This is a genomic window from Delftia sp. DS1230, assembly GCF_040112715.1.
Lineage (GTDB): Bacteria > Pseudomonadota > Gammaproteobacteria > Burkholderiales > Burkholderiaceae_C > Comamonas > Comamonas tsuruhatensis.
Genome location: NZ_CP157763.1, coordinates 937,448 through 954,247 on the forward strand (window position 1 = coordinate 937,448; position 16,800 = coordinate 954,247).

The window sequence follows — 16,800 nt, forward strand, 5'->3', positions numbered from 1 at the left end:
TCAAAGGGCAAAGCGCAGGCTGTTGAAGGGCAGCGGCGTTGTGGCCGGGGCGGCTGGCGCAGGCCTGGACCGTGCACCATCGCCCAGGGCGCGCTGCAGGAATTCGCGCGTGCGCTCGCTGCGCGGGCTGCCGAAGATCTGGGCGGCCGGGCCGTGCTCGACGATGCGGCCGGCCTCGGTGAAATACACCTGGTCGCTGACCTCTTCGGCAAAGCGCATTTCGTGCGTGACCAGCACGCAGGTCATGCCGTCCCTGACCAGGTCGCGGATCACGGTCAGCACCTCGCCCACGGTCTCGGGGTCCAGGGCCGAGGTCACTTCGTCGAACAGGATCAGCTCGGGCCGCATGGCCAGGGCGCGCGCAATGGCCACGCGCTGCTGCTGGCCGCCGGACAGCTCGCCGGGGTAGGCGGATTCCTTGTGGTCCAGGCGCACCTTCTGCAGCAGGGCGCGGGCCTCGCGCTCGGCCGTGGCGCGGTCGCGGCCGACCACGCGCGTGGGGGCGATGACCAGGTTCTCCAGCACCGACAGATGGGGGAACAGGTTGTACTGCTGGAAGACGAAGCCCACGCGCTTGCGCAGGGCGATCAGCTCGGCCTCGGTGCGCAGCTGGTCCACGCGCGTGCCCGCCACCGAGATGGCGCCGCGCTGGGGCCGCAGCAGGCCGGTGATGCAGCGCAGGATGGTGGACTTGCCCGAGCCCGAGGGCCCGATGATGGTCACCGCCTCGCCGCGCCGCACCTGCACGTCGATGCCCTTGAGCACCTGGTTGTCGCCAAAGGACAGGTGCACATCCTGCAGGTGGACCAGTGCGGGCGCCGTGCCTGCGGGGGCATCGGCCGTGGCGAGTTGGGAGAGAAAGGAGTCAGTGGCGTTCATGGCGTCGCTCCAGGGCGCGGGTGGCGCGGGCAATCGGATAGCAATAGGCGAAAAACAGCGCGAGCAGCGTGAAATACACAAGGATGGTGAAGTCCGTGCGTGCCACGGTGTTGCTGGCGATCTGGGCGGTGTCCACCACATCGTGCACGCCCACCAGCGAGGCCAGCGAGGTGCTCATGGTGATGCTGGCGTAGAGGTTCATCCACGGCGGCAGCATGCGGCGCACGCACTGCGGCAGCACGATGAGGCGGAAGATCTCGCTGCGGCGAAAGGCCAGCGACTGGGCCGCCTCCCACTGCGCGCTGGGAATGGACTGGATGGCGCCCCGGAAGATCTCGGCCACGTTGGCGCTGGTGGGCAGGGCCAGGCCCAGCACCACCTTGACCCAGTCGGGGAACGGAAAGGTCCAGCCCACCAGCTTCAGCTCGAACGGGAACACATAGGTGGTGAAGTAGATGAGCACCAGGATGGGCGCATTGCGAAACAGCTGCACATACCAGCGCACGCCCGTGCGCACGGCCGGCGTGGGCGACAGCGACAGGGCGCCCAGCACCAGGCCGGCCACGGTGCCGATGGCCACGGCCAGTACGCTGATCTCGATGTTGACCAGGAGGCCTCGCAGCAGCGCAGGCAGCCATTTCCACAGGTGCACGAAGGCGGGCGGGGCGCTGTCCGTGGCGGCCCAGCAGGCGCACAGGGCCAGCAGTGCGGCGCCTGCGATCAGCCAGGGGCTGCGCGCCGCGCGCAGCAGGGCGGCAGGCAGCGGGCGGGGCGCGGCGCCGGTGTTCAGGGTGGCTTCATTGGCCATAGCCGGGCATCCTCAGGTGTTGTTCCAGCCAGCGGCCCGCCAGGCTGACCAGCCAGGTCAGCAGGCCGAACCACAGCAGGATGAGCAGCAGCAGCTCCAGCACGTTGTCGCGCTGCGACCAGATCATGATGGACTCGTAGGTCACGTCGCCCACAGCAATGGCCGAGGCCACGGCCGTCATCTTCACCAGGTCCACCAGGTTGTTGGTCAGCGAGGGCAGGGCAAAGCGCACGGCCAGCGGCAGCTGCACGCGCACCAGCAGCTGGCGCTGCGAAAAGCCCAGCGAGCGCGCCGCCTCCAGCGTTGTGGCGGGCACGGCCTCGATGCCGGCGCGCAGCGCCTCGGCATGGAACACGCCCTTGTGCAGCGAGACCACGATCACCACCCAGACAAAGGGCGTGAGCGGGTTGTTGCCCGCGCCCCAGTCGCGCAACTGCTGGGTGATCAGCATGTTGAGCACCAGGAAGGCGCAGTACAGCTGCACCAGCGTGGGCGTGTTGCGCGTGACCTCCACAAAGGCGCGCGCAGGCCGTGCCAGCCAGGCGCGGCCCGAGGTCAGGGCCGCCGCCAGCGCCACTCCGGCCGCCAGGCTGCCGGCAATGGTCAGCAGGGCCAGCTGCACGGTCACGAACATGCCGCGCACAAAGGCCTGGCGCTCGGACACGTCCAGCACGAAGGCGTAGTTCAGGCCCAGGCCCTTGAGCGCTTGCACGCCCTGGGCAAGCAGGCTGTCGTTCATGGCACGGCCTCCAGGGCGGCCGGCTGTGCATGCGCTTGCGCTTGTGCAGCGGGGTCTTTCAGCGCGGCCACGGCGCGTGCGATGCGGGCCGTGGCCTCGGCCAGCACCTCGTCGCTGGCGGCCGTGGAGATGCGGAAATACGGCGACAGGCCGTAGGCCCCGCCATCCACGGCAGCCACGCCTTCGGACTCCAGCAGCCATTCGGTCAGGTCGGTGTCGCTGGCGATGGGCTGGCCGTCCGGGCGCAGGTGGCCTATCAGCGCGCCGCAGTTCACAAAGGCAAAGAACGATCCGCCCGGTGGCAGCAGGGCCAGGCCCGGCACCTGGTCCAGCGCCTGGGTGACCCGTTGCGCGCGCCGCGCATAGGCGTTGCGGGCCTGCTGCACAAAGCTCTGGTCGGGCGACTGCAGCGCCGCCGCGGCTGCGGCCTGGGCCACGGAATTGGGGCCCGACGAGGCCTGCGACTGGATCACCACCATGGCCTGCACCAGCGCGGCCGGGCCTGCGCCCCAGCCGATGCGCCAGCCGGTCATGGCATAGGTCTTGGAGACGCCGTTGACCAGCAGCGTGCGCTCGCGCAGGTCGGGGGCCACGGCCAGCCAGTGCGCGGGGGCCTGGGGCGTGAACCAGATGTGCTCGTACAGCTCGTCGAGCAGCACCAGCACCTGCGGATGAAGGCGCAGCACCTGGGCCAGGGCGGCCAGTTCCTCGCGGCTGTAGACGGCGCCCGAGGGGTTGCCCGGCGTGTTCAGCACCAGCCAGCGCGTGCGCGGCGTGATGGCGGCCTGCAGCGCGGCCGGCGTGAGCTTGAAGCCCTGCTCAATGCCGCAATCCACGATGACCGGCGTGCCGTCGTTCACGCGCACGATGTCGGGAAACGAAGGCCAGTACGGCGCCGGCACGATGACCTCGTCACCCGCGTCCAGCGTGGCCGCCAGCGCGTTGTAGATCACCTGCTTGCCGCCGTTGCTGACGATGATCTGCCCGGCGTCGAAGTCCAGACCGTTCTCGCGCCGGTACTTGGCGCTGATGGCCTGGCGCAGCGCGGCCGTGCCGGGCGTGGGCGCGTACTTGGTTTCGCCACGGGCCAGGGCCGCGATGGCAGCCTGCTTGATGGGCTCGGGCGTGTCGAAATCGGGCTCGCCCGTGGTCAGCGCAATGATGTCGCGGCCCTGGCGGGCCAGGGCCGTGGCCCGCGCGCTGGCCGCGGCATTGGGCGAGAGCCTGACGCGCTGCACGCGCTGCGAAAGGGGAAAGGGCGTGGTCATGGCGTGGGGCCTTCCTGGAATGCGGCGGCTGGCGGTGGAGAAACCTGCGGCAAGTCGTGCGGCAAGTCATGCGGCAAATCGTCCGGCAGGGCTTGCAGCACCTTGCCGGGATTGAGCAGGCCCAGCGGGTCGAAGGCCTGCTTGAGACGCCGCATGAGCTGCAGCTCCACGGCGCTCTTGTAGCGGGGCAGCAGGTCGCGCTTGGTCTGGCCCACGCCGTGCTCGGCGCTGATGGAGCCGCCGTGGGCGTGCACGCTGTCGTGCACCACCTCGTGGATGGCGTCTTCCTGGGCAAACAGCTGCGCGGGCGTGCTGTCCGGCGCGTGCGACACGTTGTAGTGCAGGTTGCCGTCGCCCAGGTGCCCGAAGGCCACGGGCCGCACGGCGCCAAAGCGCGCCTGCAGCAGCGCGGCCGTGGCCGCAAGAAATTCGGGGATGCGCGAGATGGGCACCGACACGTCGTGCTTGATGTTGCGGCCGTCGCGCCGCTGGGCCTCGCCCAGGGCCTGGTCGCGCAGCCGCCACAGGGCCTGGCTTTGCTGCAGGCTCTCGGCAATGGCGGCATCGGTGACCAGGCCGTCCTCGAAGGCCTGGCCCACCACGCACTCGAAGCGCTGGCGCGCATGGTCCTCGCCCTCGCTGTCGGACAGCTCGATCAGCGCAAACCAGGGCGCGTTGAGCGCCAGCGGTATCGGCTGCTCGGGCACATGGCGGGCTATCAGGCCCAGGGCCGTGTCCGACATCAGCTCGAACGCCGTCAGGCTGGCGCCGAAGCCCGCCCGCGCCTGGCTGAGGAAGGCCACCGCATCGCGTATGCAGCCAAAGGCCAGCAGGGCCGTGTGCTGGGCGCGGGGCAGCGGATGCAGGCGCAGCGTGGCCGCCGTGATGATGCCCAGCGTGCCTTCGCTGCCCACGTACAGGTCGCGCAGCGCATAGCCGGTGTTGTCCTTGCGCAGCCCGCGCAGGCCGTCCCAGATGTCGCCCTCGGCCGTCACCACTTCCAGGCCCAGCACCAGTTCGCGCGCGTTGCCGTAGCGCAGCACCTGGGTGCCGCCCGCGTTGGTGGACAGGTTGCCGCCAATGGTGCAGCTGCCCTCGGAGCCCAGGCTGAGGGGGAACAGCCGGTCCGCATCGCGCGCTGCCTGCTGCACATGGGCCAGCACGGCGCCGGCTTCCACGGTCAGGGTGTCGTTGTCGGTGTCGATGGCGCGCACGCGGTTCAGGCGCGCCAGCGACAGCAGCACGGCGTGGCCCGAGGCGTCGGGCGTGGCGCCGCCCATCAGCCCGGTGTTGCCGCCCTGGGCCACGATGGGCGTTCGGTGGGCGCGGCACAGGCGCACCAACTGCGCCACCTGGGCCGTGTCGGCGGGCCGTGCCACGGCCAGGGCCTGGCCCGTGAGGCGGCCATGCTGGTCGGTCAGGTAGCCGGCCGCATCGGCACCCGTGAGCACATGGGCATCGCCCAGGGCGTGGCGCAGCGCGGTGACCAGGTCGGCGGGGCCGGTGATGTGGCCGCTGGTGCTGGTGCTGGTGTGGGTGCTCATGCGGGCGCCTTCCTGAACTTGTCGTGCAGCTGGTGCAGCAGCGGCGTGGGCGTCATGCCGTTGCGCTGCTCCACCTCGATCAGCCAGCCCGTGCGGTGCCAGTCCTGCACGATGCGGTCGATGGCCGCCTGCGTGTCGGACTCGCCCTTGCGCAGCCAGATCACCGAGGGCGAGGGAATGATGTCGGCGGGCGAGACGATCTCGTAGTCCTTCCAGTCCGCATTGCTGGCCACGAGTTCGCGCAGCGTGGGGCTGACATGCACGGCGGCCGCGCAGTTGCCGCCCTTGAGGGCCAGCAGCGACTCGGGCTGGCCCCGGAAGGCCTTGATCTGGGCGCCGTATTGATCGGCCAGCGGCTTGGTGAAATTGCTGCCCTGCGAAACGCACACGGGCTTGCCGCGCAGGTCGTCCCACTGGCGCACGCCGCTGCCCTTCTTGGCGATGGCGGCGCCGCCGACTTCCTCGAACGGCGTGGGCACGAAGGACAGGATCTCGCTGCGCTCCTGCGTCCACTGCATGTTGGCGATCAGGATGTCCACCTTGCCCTGCTGCAGGAACTGCACGCGGTTGGACGGCTGGACCTGCACGGTCTCCACCCCCACGCCCAGGCCCTTGGCCACGCCTTCGGACAGCTGCACGTTGTAGCCCACGTGCCTTTGCGTGACGGGGTCGATGGTGCCGAACGGCGGCCCCGAAAGCATCACCCCCACCACGATCTTGCCGCGCTGCTTGATGCGGTCCAGCGTGGCGTCGGCATGGGCTGCCAGGGCCGTGAGGGCGAGCAGGGCCGCCAGTGCGGTGCGAGTCGGCTTCATGGCTTGGCTCCCTTGGCGGCGGCCTGGGTTGCCTGCGTCGCCTGCACTTGTGCCTGCGCTGCCGCATACACCGCGAAGTCGTAGGGCGCGCGGTCGAACTGGCCCTTCAGCGCGCGTTCGTGGCGCTCGGCGATCCAGGTGTCGGGCACGCCGCTGGCGCGGGCCACCTTGAGCAGAAAGCCCGTGCGGTGCCAGTCCTGGATGGCCTTGTCCACGAAGGCCTGGGTGTCGGCCTCGCCGCGGCGCGTCCACACCACGGTGGGCGAGGGAATCAACTGGTCCTGCGTGCCCAGCTCGAAGTCCTTCCACTCGGCCGCATTCGGGCCGGTGAGCTTTTCATAAAGGGCGGGCTGGATATGGACCGAAGCCGCGCAGGTGCCGCCCTTGAGCGCCAGCAGCGACTCGGGAATGCCGCGCAGGCCCTTGACCACGGCGCCATAGCTCTCGGCCAGGGGCTTGGCGAAGTTGCTGCCCTGCGACACGCAGGCCACCTTGCCGCGCAGGTCTTCCCAGCGCTTGATGCCGCTGGCCTTGGCCACCAGGGCGCCGCCGCCGATCAGGTCATAGGGCGTGGGCGCGAACGAGAGGATCTCGCTGCGCTCCTGCGTCCACTGGATGTTGGCGATCAACAGGTCCACCTTGCCGCTTTGCAGGAACTGCACGCGCGTGGAGGCCGTCACGGGAACCGTCTCCAGCGGCACGCCCAGGCGGCGCGCGATGTCGGCGGCCAGCTCGGTCTGGTAGCCGCCGGTCTTGCCGGTGGCGGGGTCCAGCACGCCGAACGGCGGGCTGGCGCCATCAATGCCCACGGACAGCTTGCCGCGTTGCTTGATCTTGTCCAGCGTGGCATCGGCGTGGGCGGCACCGGCGCCCAGCAGCAGGGCCAGGGCGGCGGCAAGGGGGGGAAGAAGGCGGGGCATGCGTGAATCCATCAGGGAACGGAAGGCCCGGCCCCGTCCTGCGGGGCCTGGGCCTGGGTGGTCGGAAAAAAAGCAGGGGTGGACCGCCGTGGCGGTCGGCGGTCAGCTGGCGGACTTGAACTTGGCCTGCAGCTCGGGCAGCAGCGGGTTGGCCGGCTCGATGCCCACGCGCTTTTCGGCGGCGATCAGCCAGCCCGTGCGGTGCCAGTCCTGCACCACCTTGTCCACTGCGGCGATGGTGTCGGCCTCGCCCTTGCGGGTCCAGACCACGGAAGGCGCGGGCAGCACCTCGCTGGCGATGGGGGCCGAGTACTGCGCCCATTCGGGGTTGCTGCGCAGCAGCGGGTAGATCAGCGTGCTGTCATGCACGGCGGCCACACAGTTGCCGCCCTTGAGCGCCAGCAGCGAGTCCGACGAGCTCTTGTAGCCATGCACCTGGGCGCCGTACTCGCTGGCCAGCGGCTTGGCAAAGCTGCTGCCCTGGGACACGCACACGGGCTTGCCGCGCAGGTCTTCCCACTTGGCGATGCCGCTGCCCTTGCGCACGGCGGCAATGCCGCCCACGCGGTAGAAGGGCGTGGGCGCGTAGCCCAGGGTCTCGGCACGGTCGGGGTTCAGCTCCATGGAGGCGATCAGCAGATCCACCTTGCCGGCCTGCAGAAACTGCACGCGCGTGGCGGTCTGCACCTGGACCAGCTCGGCCTCCACGCCCAGGCCCTTGGCCAGGGCGCGTGCCAGCTCGGGGTTCCAGCCCACCAGCTGCTGGGTGGACGGGTCGATGGAGCCGAAGGGCCCGCCATTGACCAGCACGCCAATGGTGACCTTGCCGCGCTGCTTGATCTTGTCCAGCGTGGCATCGGCCCGGGCCTGGGTGCAGGCCAGGGCCAGCGCGGCGGCGATGAAGGTCAGGGATGCGGAAAGGGTGGCGCGGGGCTGGCGGCGCAGGGTGGGGCTTGTGTGCATGGCGGGAGCGGGGCGGTCGGGACGAACGAAAGATGCGTACGCCCGCATCTTCTGGCCGCCCTTGACCCACGGCAACAAAGCTTTGGGAGCATGTTTATGCACTTTGCGTCGCTGCATCAGGGTGATCACCAGGGAAATGTGGGCCCGAAGCAGGGCGGGTCGATGGTGTAATCGCGACGGCCGGGGTGCTGCGCCCACCGGCACCTCCCAGCGAGCCCTCTTCCATGCACCAAGCCCTAGCGTCCCTACTCGCCCCTCTCGCCTGCGCCGCCCTGCTGTGTGCCAGCCCCGTGGCCCGGGCCGCCAATCCCACCAGCTCGGGCAATTGCGAGGAAAGCTCCACCAACATGTCCGAGGTGCGCGCCTGCCTGCACGAGCAGAACGTGGCCATGGTCAAGGCCGCCTACGTCTCGCTGTCGCTCAAGCTCAAGGCCCGCATGCCCCAGGCGTCGGAAGAGCTGGAAGTGGCGCAGAGGAACTGGGTGCAGTACGCGCGCAGTGCCTGCGAGTTCCTCTCTGAATTCAATTCCGCCAGCTTTGCCAAGGACGATGCGCGCGCCAACTGCTGGAGCGACTTCGCCCGCGCCCGCGCCAAGCAGCTCAAGTCCTGGGAAATGCAGCTGGACAAGAAGCCCTGAGGGCGGGGACGCTGCTCACTGGTAGTTCAGCGTGAAGGTGGCCCTGCCGTTGGCCTGCCCCGTCGTGACTGCCGCAGCGGTCTGCACGTATTTGGCAGTCAGCGGGATCTTGAACTGGGCAACGCCCTGGACGATGGTTCCCGCACTCCATTGGTTGGTGTTGCCAGGCACGTTGGAATCCGGGCCGTAGCCGAGAGCGGTGCCATCCTTCAGTATCTGTATGCCTATTCCGGTGGCAACCGGCTTGCCGTCTGGCGCGGTCTGGCTCAAGGTCAGGACGGTGCTCTGATTGCTGGTGTCGTTGGCATCGGTGAGCGTGATGTGGGGGCGCAGAACGCTTTCGGGCGCGCCGCCCTTGCATTCCAGCGTGATGTCGAAGTGCTGGGGGATGGAGGTGGATTGGAGGCCCGTGAATCGCAGGATGGGCACAGCGCCCATGGGTACGGAGATGGTCGAGGCGGCCACCGAGCAGGAGGGACCGACCACCACCCTGGTGCGGCCGGACAGGTTGACGTTTCCTGCGGTGCAGCTGGGGCACTGGAATCGCATCTCGACGTTCATCCCGGAGCCCGTTAGCACGCCAGCGGAAACGCTCCCGGTTTTCACCAGCTCGATCCAGACATCCTGGGGGTGTGAACTGACATTCCAAAAATAACCCAGTGCGCCCGAATTATTTTCTGATTCGGTGGTAATGGGCATGGTTCTGCCACTGGGAGCGCTGGGGCCGCGCCATGTTGCCCACCAGCGGATTCCAATGCCGGGAATATTGGTGCTGTAGACATTATTGTATCCGGGCGTCTTGTTTCCGGATTGAACATTGGCGGCTACAACAGCTTTGGAAACATCGTACTCGAATGCCGTGTTCAGCACTGCTCGAAGATTAAATACGGTTGCCGTAGACTTCCATAGCGTCGATCCGTTGGCGTAATTTCCGGGTACTGTTATTTCCTCGGGCAGTGAAATGCTGGAACTGGTGGGGGAGAATACGCCCCCGGCAAAGGCATTGGTGTTCATCGTTGCCGCTGAAAAGGCGATGAGAAATGGAAGGGCGATCAATGCAAGGCGGCGTACTTGCGAGAAAAATGAGGGAATGAAAGAAAAATGCATGATACTGATTCGGTCCATTGCTGAAGTATGTTTCTCGAAAATATCACGCAATAGTTTTATCGAACTTTTGAGTGAATAATGAGGGGCTGGAAATGAAAGCATCGAATCATTCGATGTGTGGCCTCTTAGGTATTTCACACTCTACGCCGAAGATATGAGTTGATGCAATCAGATTGTTCTGAAAATGGAGCGTGGCTCAGTCAAAAGCCGCCCATGCACGCCATTCGTAAAGAGCAAGGCCCGCGTGTCACGGAGCCCGGGTGCGTGGGAGGTCGTGCAGACAAGCCAGGTTCAGTCCGCTCGCGGCCCCGGCGACTGTCGTGAGCGCGCCAGGCCGCTCAGGTACTGAGAGGTGCGGTCGAAGAAGCGTCCCTGGCACCTCTGGCGGCTTGCCAGAGCGCATCGGCCAGGGCTGTGATCTCAGGGGCCAGGTGCAGGCGTTCCAGCCAGCGGTCCGCAATGCCGCTGGCGCCGTGGAGGGCTCCTGCCAACTGGCCCGTGATGGCTGCCGTGGTGTCGGCGTCATCGCCCAGGTTGGCGGCCTGCAGTACCGCGCCTTCAAAGCTGTCATGCCTCGCAAAGCACCACAGGGCCGCCTCCAGGCTGTCCACCACGTAGCCGCTGCCGCGTATCTGTGCGGCCGGCTTGTCGCGATAGTCGCCACGGGCAATCTCCCGCAGGCGCGGGCTGGCGCCGTCTTGCAGAACGCCGCCCAGGTCCAGAACCTGCGACCGGGGCAGTCCCTGCAGTGCCCGGCTCAGCGACACGGCGAACAGGCGGCAGGCCTGCAGGCATTCAGGTGCCGCGTGGGTGGTGCGTGAGCTGAGTTCAGCCATGCGCTGCACCAGGTCCTCGTCGGGGCCGAAGAACATGGGCACGGGCGCCAGCCGCATCAGGGAGCCGTTGCCGGCCTGGTCCGGGTCGGGCGACCCGGCCAGCGGATCGCCGGTGGCCAGGAAGCGCTGGATGGCCGCCCTGGTGGCCATGCCGATGTCAAAGCAGTTGCCGGTGGAACTCCAGTACCCCCATTCGTACCAGTTGGCATAGCGCGTCATCTGGTCCTGCGGGTCGCAGCCGCCGTGCTGGAGCAGGCTTTCGGCCAGGCACAGGGCCATGGAGGTGTCGTCGGTCCACTTGCCTGCGGGCAGCGAGAACGGGCCGCCGCCGACCATGTCGGTCAGCGGCGCAAAGCTGCCGCGCGGCTGGAATTCCAGCGTCGTTCCCACGGCGTCGCCGCAGGCCAGGCCCAGCAGGGCACCACGGTATCGGTCCAGCGTGTCCATGGCCACGCCTGTGCTCTTGATCATGGTCGGTCAGGGAGCGGTGCTGCGCAGCCGCGCCCGCACCTGCATGAGGGCAAAGCCCAGCAGGTTCAGGCCCTGCCAGCGCGCGGGGTCGGTGACGCGCACATCGTCGGCAGCCAGGCCGATGCCCCAGATGGCGTCCACGGGGCTGGCCTCCACCAGAACCCGGTCGCCCGTGTTCAGCAGATAGCGGGCCAGGGCGGGGTTCTGGGAGAACTTGGCCTGGTTGGCGTGCACCACGATGCCCATGCGCGCGGCCACCCAGGCCGCTTCATCAAAGCCCTGGATGCCACGCCCCAGCTTCTTGGCCTCGCCCGGCGTGCGGCAGCGCACGATGGCCGCGTGCGCCGCCTCGTCGCCAAACAGCCGCGCCTTGCCCGCCATCATGAAATGCTCGGCCGTGGGGTAGTGCTGGCCATCGACCTCGAAGCCCGCCTCGAACCACTGGCTCATGCAGGTCCTGCCGATGGAGCCATCGGCCGCAGGCTGGTGGCCCCAGAACGGCAGGAAGCGCGGGGTGAGACCCTGGGCCATGGCGTGCTGGAGGTCTTGCAGGGAGGCGATGTGGGCTGTGGTGGTCATACGGAGTTCTCAGGTGCGCAATTCTTCCTGTCGAGCCGCACGTAGACGCGCTCCACGGGAGTCAAGAGCATCGGATTTCCATCCTGGGCATGGGCCCGCTGCTCGATGACGAAGGATGTCATGTCGATGACCTCCAGCAGTTCCTCCGTGGCGAAACGGCGTAGCAGCTTGCCACGCAAGCCCAGCTGGATGGCACGCAACGGCAGCTTGGCGCCGCTGGGGGCATGGTCCGGATCCCATTGCTGGCGCACCTCGGAGGTGGCCACCGCTTGCTGCCACTCGGGCAGGCCAGCGTAGAGCCGGGGGTTGAAGGTGGAAGGTACGGCGGCATCCAGCAGGCTCTCGAAGAAAGTCCGGCGTATGCGCAGGCCGAGGATGACTTCCTGGCCGGCCTTGGTCGCCCAGCCGCAGCGATACATCATCCAGAGGAAATTGGGCTTGATCCAGCTCATGCGCGTGAAGCTGAAGTCCGGGCCGCCGAACTGGCCATGCTCCAGTGCATGAAGGCCGATGGCCGGGCGATAGGCCTGGTAGACCACCACGGTGGAGTCGTCGTAGTGGGCGAGGATGTGCTCTCCCTCGGAAGGCCAGGTGGCAGATTGCTGCAGGTAGGGTGCTGTTGCGAGATTCATGGTCTGTTCGTTGTCGTTGTCGTTGTCGTTGTCGTTGTTGTTGTAGGTGTTCTGAGGGCGCTGCACCACGCTGCAGGGCCGGTCCTTCACACCACCAGGCAGCCCTGCCGCTCCGACAGGCCGATGGTGGCCTGCATGCCCGCCGTGAACTGCAGGTAGTCGGCCTCCATGCCGTCCGAGAAGATGACGCCATGGTCGGGCATGCGCGAGCGCAGGGTCAGCGGCTGGCCGGCGGTGACCTGGCCGTAGACCAGCTCGGCCGTGGAGGAGCGGCTGGGAAAGGGCTCGCGCACGGCGAAGTCCAGGCGTGGCGCATCCCAGGCGAAGGGCTGGTAGTCGAAGTCGGTGGACGCGCCGCGCACGGCGTGGGCAATGCCCATCGATCCCGTGACGATGCTCTTGATCCAGGCCGACGAGCCCAGCCCCGTGGCGACGATGAGGCCGGAGGACGACTGGGACTCCTGCCGCTCGCCCAGCGCGATGTCGTACAGGGCGGAGGTGTGGCTGCGCGGGCCGATGAACAGGTCGTTGGCGGCGCGCAGCACCTGGCCGTCGCTCAGGCGCGCTTCGGCCAGGGTGACGGCGCGCGTGGGGCGGCGGTTGGCGGCCACGTCGCCCAGCAGGGCGGCCAGGTCGGCGGGGGCGAAGGGCAGCAGCAGGCCGTCCCAGCGCGCGGGCTCGGGGTTGACGCCGATGAGCGGCTGGCCGTCCAGGTATTTCATGGTGTTGGCCACCATGCCGTCCTGGCCCAGCGCCACCACGATGTCGTCGGCGCCGAAGACGAAGTTGGGCACCAGGGCGCGGTCCACGATCTGGTAGCGGCCGCGCGCCTCCAGCGCCTGCACCACGGCCTGCAGGGCGGCGGCGTAGGCGGCGCTTTCGCGCAGGTAGTCGCCGAAGTCGGCGCCCAGGTGCTCGATGTAGAAGCGCGCCTGGGACAGCGTGTGGTACCTGGCCACCAGCTCATCGAGCCGCGTGCGCCGCACCACCAGCACGGTCTTGCGTTCATTGGCGTTCACGGCGGCTCCTTGCGGGTTCGGGATCGGCCACGGCAGCTGCATGGCCTGCACCGGCGCCCATGAGCGACTGCAGCAGCTCGGGCGAGACGTTGAGCTGGCCGATGCGCTCGGCCTTCTCGGCAATGCCGCCAAAGGCCTGGGCGATGAGCTGGCCCGGCTGCATGCCCACGGCGGCCAGCGATTGCACGATGCGCGGATCGGCCTTTTCCAGGGCCTGCATGACGGCGCCCACGCGGTAGGCCTCGGCCTCGGCCAGGGTGCGGCTGTTGGCGGCCTGGCCTTCGACGAAGTCGCGGCGGCTGGCCTCCAGCGCCACGTCGGCAGACATCTGTTCGGCGCGCAGCTCGTTTTCCTTGCGCATCTGGGCGGCCTTGGCTTCCAGCTGGGCCTCGCGGATCTGGCGCTTTTTCTTTTCCACGGCCACGTCGGTATCGAGCTCGTTCTGGCGGATGGCGCGCTCGTTTTCCACGGCAGCCATGCGGCGGGCATAGACGGCGTCGTCCGCGGCCTTGAGGTTGGACTCGCGCGCCTCGGCCTCGAGGGCGCGGGCGATGTCGGGCGTGGGTTTGACGGCCATGACCGAGACGCCCAGGATCTCCAGCCCCAGCGCCTCGATCTCGGGCTGGGCGGCCAGCTCCTGCTGGGCCGTGCGCGCAATGAGTGCCGAGGAGCGCAGCGCCTGCTTGAGCTCCAGCGCCTGCACGGCCTGCTGGATGATGACCTCGGCCTGCATGGTCACGCGGTCGCCCAGGCGCTGCGGGTCTTCGGACAGGTATTTCTGGCCGTCGCGCGCCAGGGAGAAGTCCATCAGCGTGGCGGTCTGGCGCGGTGTGCTGATGCGGTAGGTGACCTGGCCCTGCACGGTGACGCTCTGGAAGTCGGCCGTCACCAGCTCCAGCATGAAGTGGCAGTCCTGGCTGCCCACGGGCACCGCGACCAGGGTGGTGGTAGGCGCGTAGTAGAAGAAGGACTGGCCCGCACCCTCGCGCACCACCTTGCCGGCGCGGAACTGCATGAGGTGGACCGTGGGTTGGGACTTGATGAAACGGATGCCGAACATGGTGCTTCTCCTTTTAAGTTGTTCTATACAACTCTTATGGGTTGCATAGTGCAACTTAAAATCCGGCACGTCAAGCACAATCCATCCCATGGCTGAAAAAAACTCCCCATCCCCGCAGGGCGCGCTGGATTTCCCGCGCCCGTTCACCACGGTGGACGTGGTCATCTTCACGGTGGCAGACGATGCCCTGCAGGTGCTGCTGGTGCAGCGCCCCACGGCGGGCAGCGAGCCCTTTCCGGGACTGTGGGCGCTGCCCGGCGGCTTTGTGGATGTGCGCCAGGACGCGGACCTGCTGGCCTGCGCGCGGCGCAAGCTGCTGGACAAGACGGGCGTGGACAGCCCCTACCTGGAGCAGCTGGGAAGCTGGGGCGGCGCGGCGCGCGACCCGCGTGGCTGGTCGGCCACGCATGTGTATTTCGCGCTGATCCCGGGCCATGACCTGATCCTGGCCAAGGGCGCGAATGCGGCCGATGTGTCGTGGTTTGCCGTCGATGAACTGCTGCGCGAGCCTGCGCTGGCCTTCGACCACGGCGAGATCCTGCGCGCAGCGGTGGAGCGGCTGCGGGGCAAGGTGGAGTACACCTCGCTGCCGGCCTTTCTGCTGCCCGAGCCTTTCACGCTGCCGCAGCTGCAGCAGGCCTACGAAGTGGTGCTGGGCCGCCCCGTGGACAAGAGCGGTTTTCGCACGCGCATGATGGCGGCCGGCTTTCTGGTGGAGGCCGGCCAGGTGGAGGGCACGTCACGCCGCCCCGCCATGGGCTACCGCCTGGCCGACCGCAGCGCGCCCGTGGTGTTTCCGCGCACCTTCAGCCCGCGCGGGTGAGGGCGGCCTTCGATCAGGGCCAGGATCAGGATCAGGATCAGGCGCCCAGCAGGCTGCAAAAGCGCTGCATGTCCACGTTGCCGCCGCTGAGGATGATGCCCACGCGCCGGCCGCGCAGCTCCTCGCCTTTCTGGCGCGCGGCGGCCAGGCCCAGGCAGCCGGTGGGCTCGACCACGAGCTTCATGCGCGTGGCCAGGAAGCCCATGGCATCGACCAGCTCGGCATCGCTGGCGGTGAGGATGTCGGTCACGTCGCGCTGGATGATGGGGAAGGTGATGCCGCCCAGGTGCTGGGTCTGGGCGCCGTCGGCAATGGTCTTGGGGGTGTCTATGTGGACGATGCGGCCTGCGCGCAGCGACTGCTGGCCGTCGTTGCCGGCCTCGGGCTCCACGCCGTAGAGCGCGCACTCGGGGCTGAGCGCACGCGTGGACAGGGCGCTGCCCGACAGCAGGCCGCCGCCGCCCAGCGGCACGAAGAGGGCGTCCAGCGGGCCGGTTTCCTCCAACAGTTCCTTGGCGGCCGTGCCCTGGCCGGCCAGCACGTCGGCATGGTCGTAGGGCGGGATCAGGGTCAGGCCGTGGCGCTCGGCCAGGTCGCGGCCGATCTGCTCGCGGTCTTCGGTATAGCGGTCGTAGACCACCACCTGGCCGCCATAGCCCTTGGTGGCCGCCACCTTGGCGGCGGGCGCGTCATGCGGCATGACGATGGTGGCGGGAATCTCCAGCAGCCTGGCAGCCAGTGCAATGGCCTGGGCGTGGTTGCCCGAGGAAAACGCCACCACGCCGGCCTTGCGCTGCGCGGCGCTGAAGCGAGACAGGGCGTTGAACGCGCCGCGGAACTTGAAGGCGCCCATGCGCTGCAGGTTCTCGCACTTCAGGAAGACGCGGGCGCCCAGCGCCTCGTCCAGCGTGCGCGAGGTGAGCACGGGCGTGCGGTGGGCATGGCCCTGGATGCGTTGGGCCGCTGCGGCCACGTCGTCATAGGTGGGAAGGCTTGTCATCGGTACGGGAGAGAAGGAGTTGCAGATCGGCGGGGTGCCGGGACCTACTTGGCGTAGCTGTAGACCGTGGCGCGCGACACGCCCAGGTGGGCGGCAATGGTCTCCATGGAGCGGCGAAGGTCCAGCAGGCCGTCGCCCTTGAGTTCACGGACCAGGGCGCGCCGCTCCTCGGGCTTGAGGGCGCGCGGCGTGGTCGCCAGGCGCGCCGCGAACTGGTCGATGCGGGCGCGCACCGTGTCGGCACCGGCCCCGGCGCCCATGGGCGCCAGCATTTCGCGGGCCGGCGTGTCGCCGCTGACGGCGGCAAAGCGGTTGAGCATGCTCTGGAAGCCCTGGAACATCGTCAGGTCCACATTCATGCACAGGGCGGCGATGTAGCGGCCCTCGGAGTCGCGGATGCCGATGGACGTGCTCTTGGCCTGGCGGCCATCGGCGAACTGGTTGGGGTAGTTGGCGATGACCTGCTCGTAGCCGGGGTCCTGGATGCGGGCCAGGCCCAGCTCGGTCGCGCCCTGGCCGACCTCGCGGCCCGAGAGATTGTTGTGGATGGCCAGCACCGCATGGGACGGGTCGAGCAGGTCATGCACCACCACCTCGCAGAACGGGGCAAGGGTCTGGCCCAGGCCTTCGGCGATCTTGGCCACCTGTTCCAGCAGTTGGCGCTGCTCGGGAGTGCGTTGTGTCATATTGGACATTTTG

General features: G+C 68.2%; 18 protein-coding genes. 2 read left to right on the forward strand and 16 right to left on the reverse strand.

The features are described from left to right. From AAN986_RS04245 to AAN986_RS04280, 8 genes are all read right to left on the reverse strand, one after another. The gene (locus tag AAN986_RS04245; RefSeq protein ID WP_013800581.1) at positions 1-879 is read right to left on the reverse strand and encodes an amino acid ABC transporter ATP-binding protein; all 879 of its coding nucleotides are present in this window, start codon (positions 877-879) and stop codon (positions 1-3) included. Further along, a complete protein-coding gene (locus tag AAN986_RS04250; protein WP_013800582.1) occupies positions 866-1,687 on the reverse strand; it encodes an amino acid ABC transporter permease in 822 nt (273 codons plus the stop codon). The genes AAN986_RS04245 and AAN986_RS04250 overlap by 14 nt, the downstream gene beginning before the upstream one ends. Next, entirely contained in the window at positions 1,677-2,426 is a 750-nt protein-coding gene (locus AAN986_RS04255; protein ID WP_034397155.1) for an amino acid ABC transporter permease, read from the reverse strand. Before AAN986_RS04255 ends, AAN986_RS04250 begins: the two co-directional genes overlap by 11 nt. After that, positions 2,423-3,694, reverse strand: coding sequence for an aminotransferase class I/II-fold pyridoxal phosphate-dependent enzyme (locus AAN986_RS04260; RefSeq protein WP_349335578.1), 1,272 nt, complete (start codon positions 3,692-3,694; stop codon positions 2,423-2,425). Before AAN986_RS04260 ends, AAN986_RS04255 begins: the two co-directional genes overlap by 4 nt. Further along, entirely contained in the window at positions 3,691-5,238 is a 1,548-nt protein-coding gene (locus AAN986_RS04265; RefSeq protein ID WP_047219608.1) for an FAD-binding oxidoreductase, read from the reverse strand. Before AAN986_RS04265 ends, AAN986_RS04260 begins: the two co-directional genes overlap by 4 nt. After that, positions 5,235-6,053: a transporter substrate-binding domain-containing protein gene (locus AAN986_RS04270; protein WP_016448804.1), complete on the reverse strand. Its 819-nt coding sequence runs from the start codon at positions 6,051-6,053 to the stop codon at positions 5,235-5,237. Before AAN986_RS04270 ends, AAN986_RS04265 begins: the two co-directional genes overlap by 4 nt. Further along, positions 6,050-6,973, reverse strand: a complete 924-nt coding sequence (locus AAN986_RS04275; protein ID WP_047219607.1) for a transporter substrate-binding domain-containing protein — start codon at positions 6,971-6,973, stop codon at positions 6,050-6,052. Before AAN986_RS04275 ends, AAN986_RS04270 begins: the two co-directional genes overlap by 4 nt. A 102-nt stretch (positions 6,974-7,075) precedes the next feature. Beyond that, a complete protein-coding gene (locus AAN986_RS04280; protein ID WP_047219606.1) occupies positions 7,076-7,936 on the reverse strand; it encodes a transporter substrate-binding domain-containing protein in 861 nt (286 codons plus the stop codon). Between the two features lie 224 nt (positions 7,937-8,160). Here AAN986_RS04280 and AAN986_RS04285 point away from each other — a divergent pair, with 224 nt between their 5' ends. Then, the gene (locus AAN986_RS04285; RefSeq protein ID WP_047219605.1) at positions 8,161-8,574 is read left to right on the forward strand and encodes a lysozyme inhibitor LprI family protein; all 414 of its coding nucleotides are present in this window, start codon (positions 8,161-8,163) and stop codon (positions 8,572-8,574) included. A gap of 15 nt (positions 8,575-8,589) precedes the next feature. Here the strand turns inward: AAN986_RS04285 and AAN986_RS04290 are convergent, their stop codons facing one another. The 6 genes from AAN986_RS04290 to AAN986_RS04315 all read right to left on the reverse strand — a co-directional run bounded on the left by AAN986_RS04290 (position 8,590) and on the right by AAN986_RS04315 (position 14,278). Beyond that, positions 8,590-9,681: a fimbrial protein gene (locus AAN986_RS04290; RefSeq protein ID WP_241150452.1), complete on the reverse strand. Its 1,092-nt coding sequence runs from the start codon at positions 9,679-9,681 to the stop codon at positions 8,590-8,592. 338 nt (positions 9,682-10,019) lie between these two features. After that, positions 10,020-10,988: an ADP-ribosylglycohydrolase family protein gene (locus AAN986_RS04295; RefSeq protein ID WP_241150451.1), complete on the reverse strand. Its 969-nt coding sequence runs from the start codon at positions 10,986-10,988 to the stop codon at positions 10,020-10,022. Positions 10,989-10,994: 6 nt separating this feature from the next. Further along, a complete protein-coding gene (locus AAN986_RS04300) occupies positions 10,995-11,567 on the reverse strand; it encodes an NADAR family protein (RefSeq protein ID WP_047219604.1) in 573 nt (190 codons plus the stop codon). Then, positions 11,564-12,268 (reverse strand): DUF4291 domain-containing protein, encoded by a 705-nt coding sequence (locus tag AAN986_RS04305; RefSeq protein ID WP_241150450.1) that lies wholly within the window; start codon positions 12,266-12,268, stop codon positions 11,564-11,566. The genes AAN986_RS04300 and AAN986_RS04305 overlap by 4 nt, the downstream gene beginning before the upstream one ends. A gap of 17 nt (positions 12,269-12,285) precedes the next feature. Beyond that, entirely contained in the window at positions 12,286-13,218 is a 933-nt protein-coding gene (locus AAN986_RS04310; protein WP_047219603.1) for a sugar kinase, read from the reverse strand. Next, entirely contained in the window at positions 13,205-14,278 is a 1,074-nt protein-coding gene (locus tag AAN986_RS04315) for an SPFH domain-containing protein (protein ID WP_047219602.1), read from the reverse strand. The genes AAN986_RS04310 and AAN986_RS04315 overlap by 14 nt, the downstream gene beginning before the upstream one ends. A gap of 88 nt (positions 14,279-14,366) precedes the next feature. Between AAN986_RS04315 and AAN986_RS04320 the strand changes: the two genes are divergently transcribed. Then, positions 14,367-15,101: an NUDIX domain-containing protein gene (locus AAN986_RS04320; protein ID WP_012207554.1), complete on the forward strand. Its 735-nt coding sequence runs from the start codon at positions 14,367-14,369 to the stop codon at positions 15,099-15,101. A gap of 37 nt (positions 15,102-15,138) precedes the next feature. On the opposite strand, the gene AAN986_RS04325 is transcribed toward AAN986_RS04320, so the two are convergent. Continuing rightward, on the reverse strand, positions 15,139-16,101 hold the full coding sequence (locus AAN986_RS04325; protein ID WP_047219601.1) for a threo-3-hydroxy-L-aspartate ammonia-lyase: 963 nt from the start codon (positions 16,099-16,101) through the stop codon (positions 15,139-15,141). A gap of 44 nt (positions 16,102-16,145) precedes the next feature. Beyond that, on the reverse strand, positions 16,146-16,787 hold the full coding sequence (locus AAN986_RS04330; protein ID WP_016448792.1) for a PAS domain-containing protein: 642 nt from the start codon (positions 16,785-16,787) through the stop codon (positions 16,146-16,148). Between the last annotated feature and the right edge of the window lie 13 nt (positions 16,788-16,800).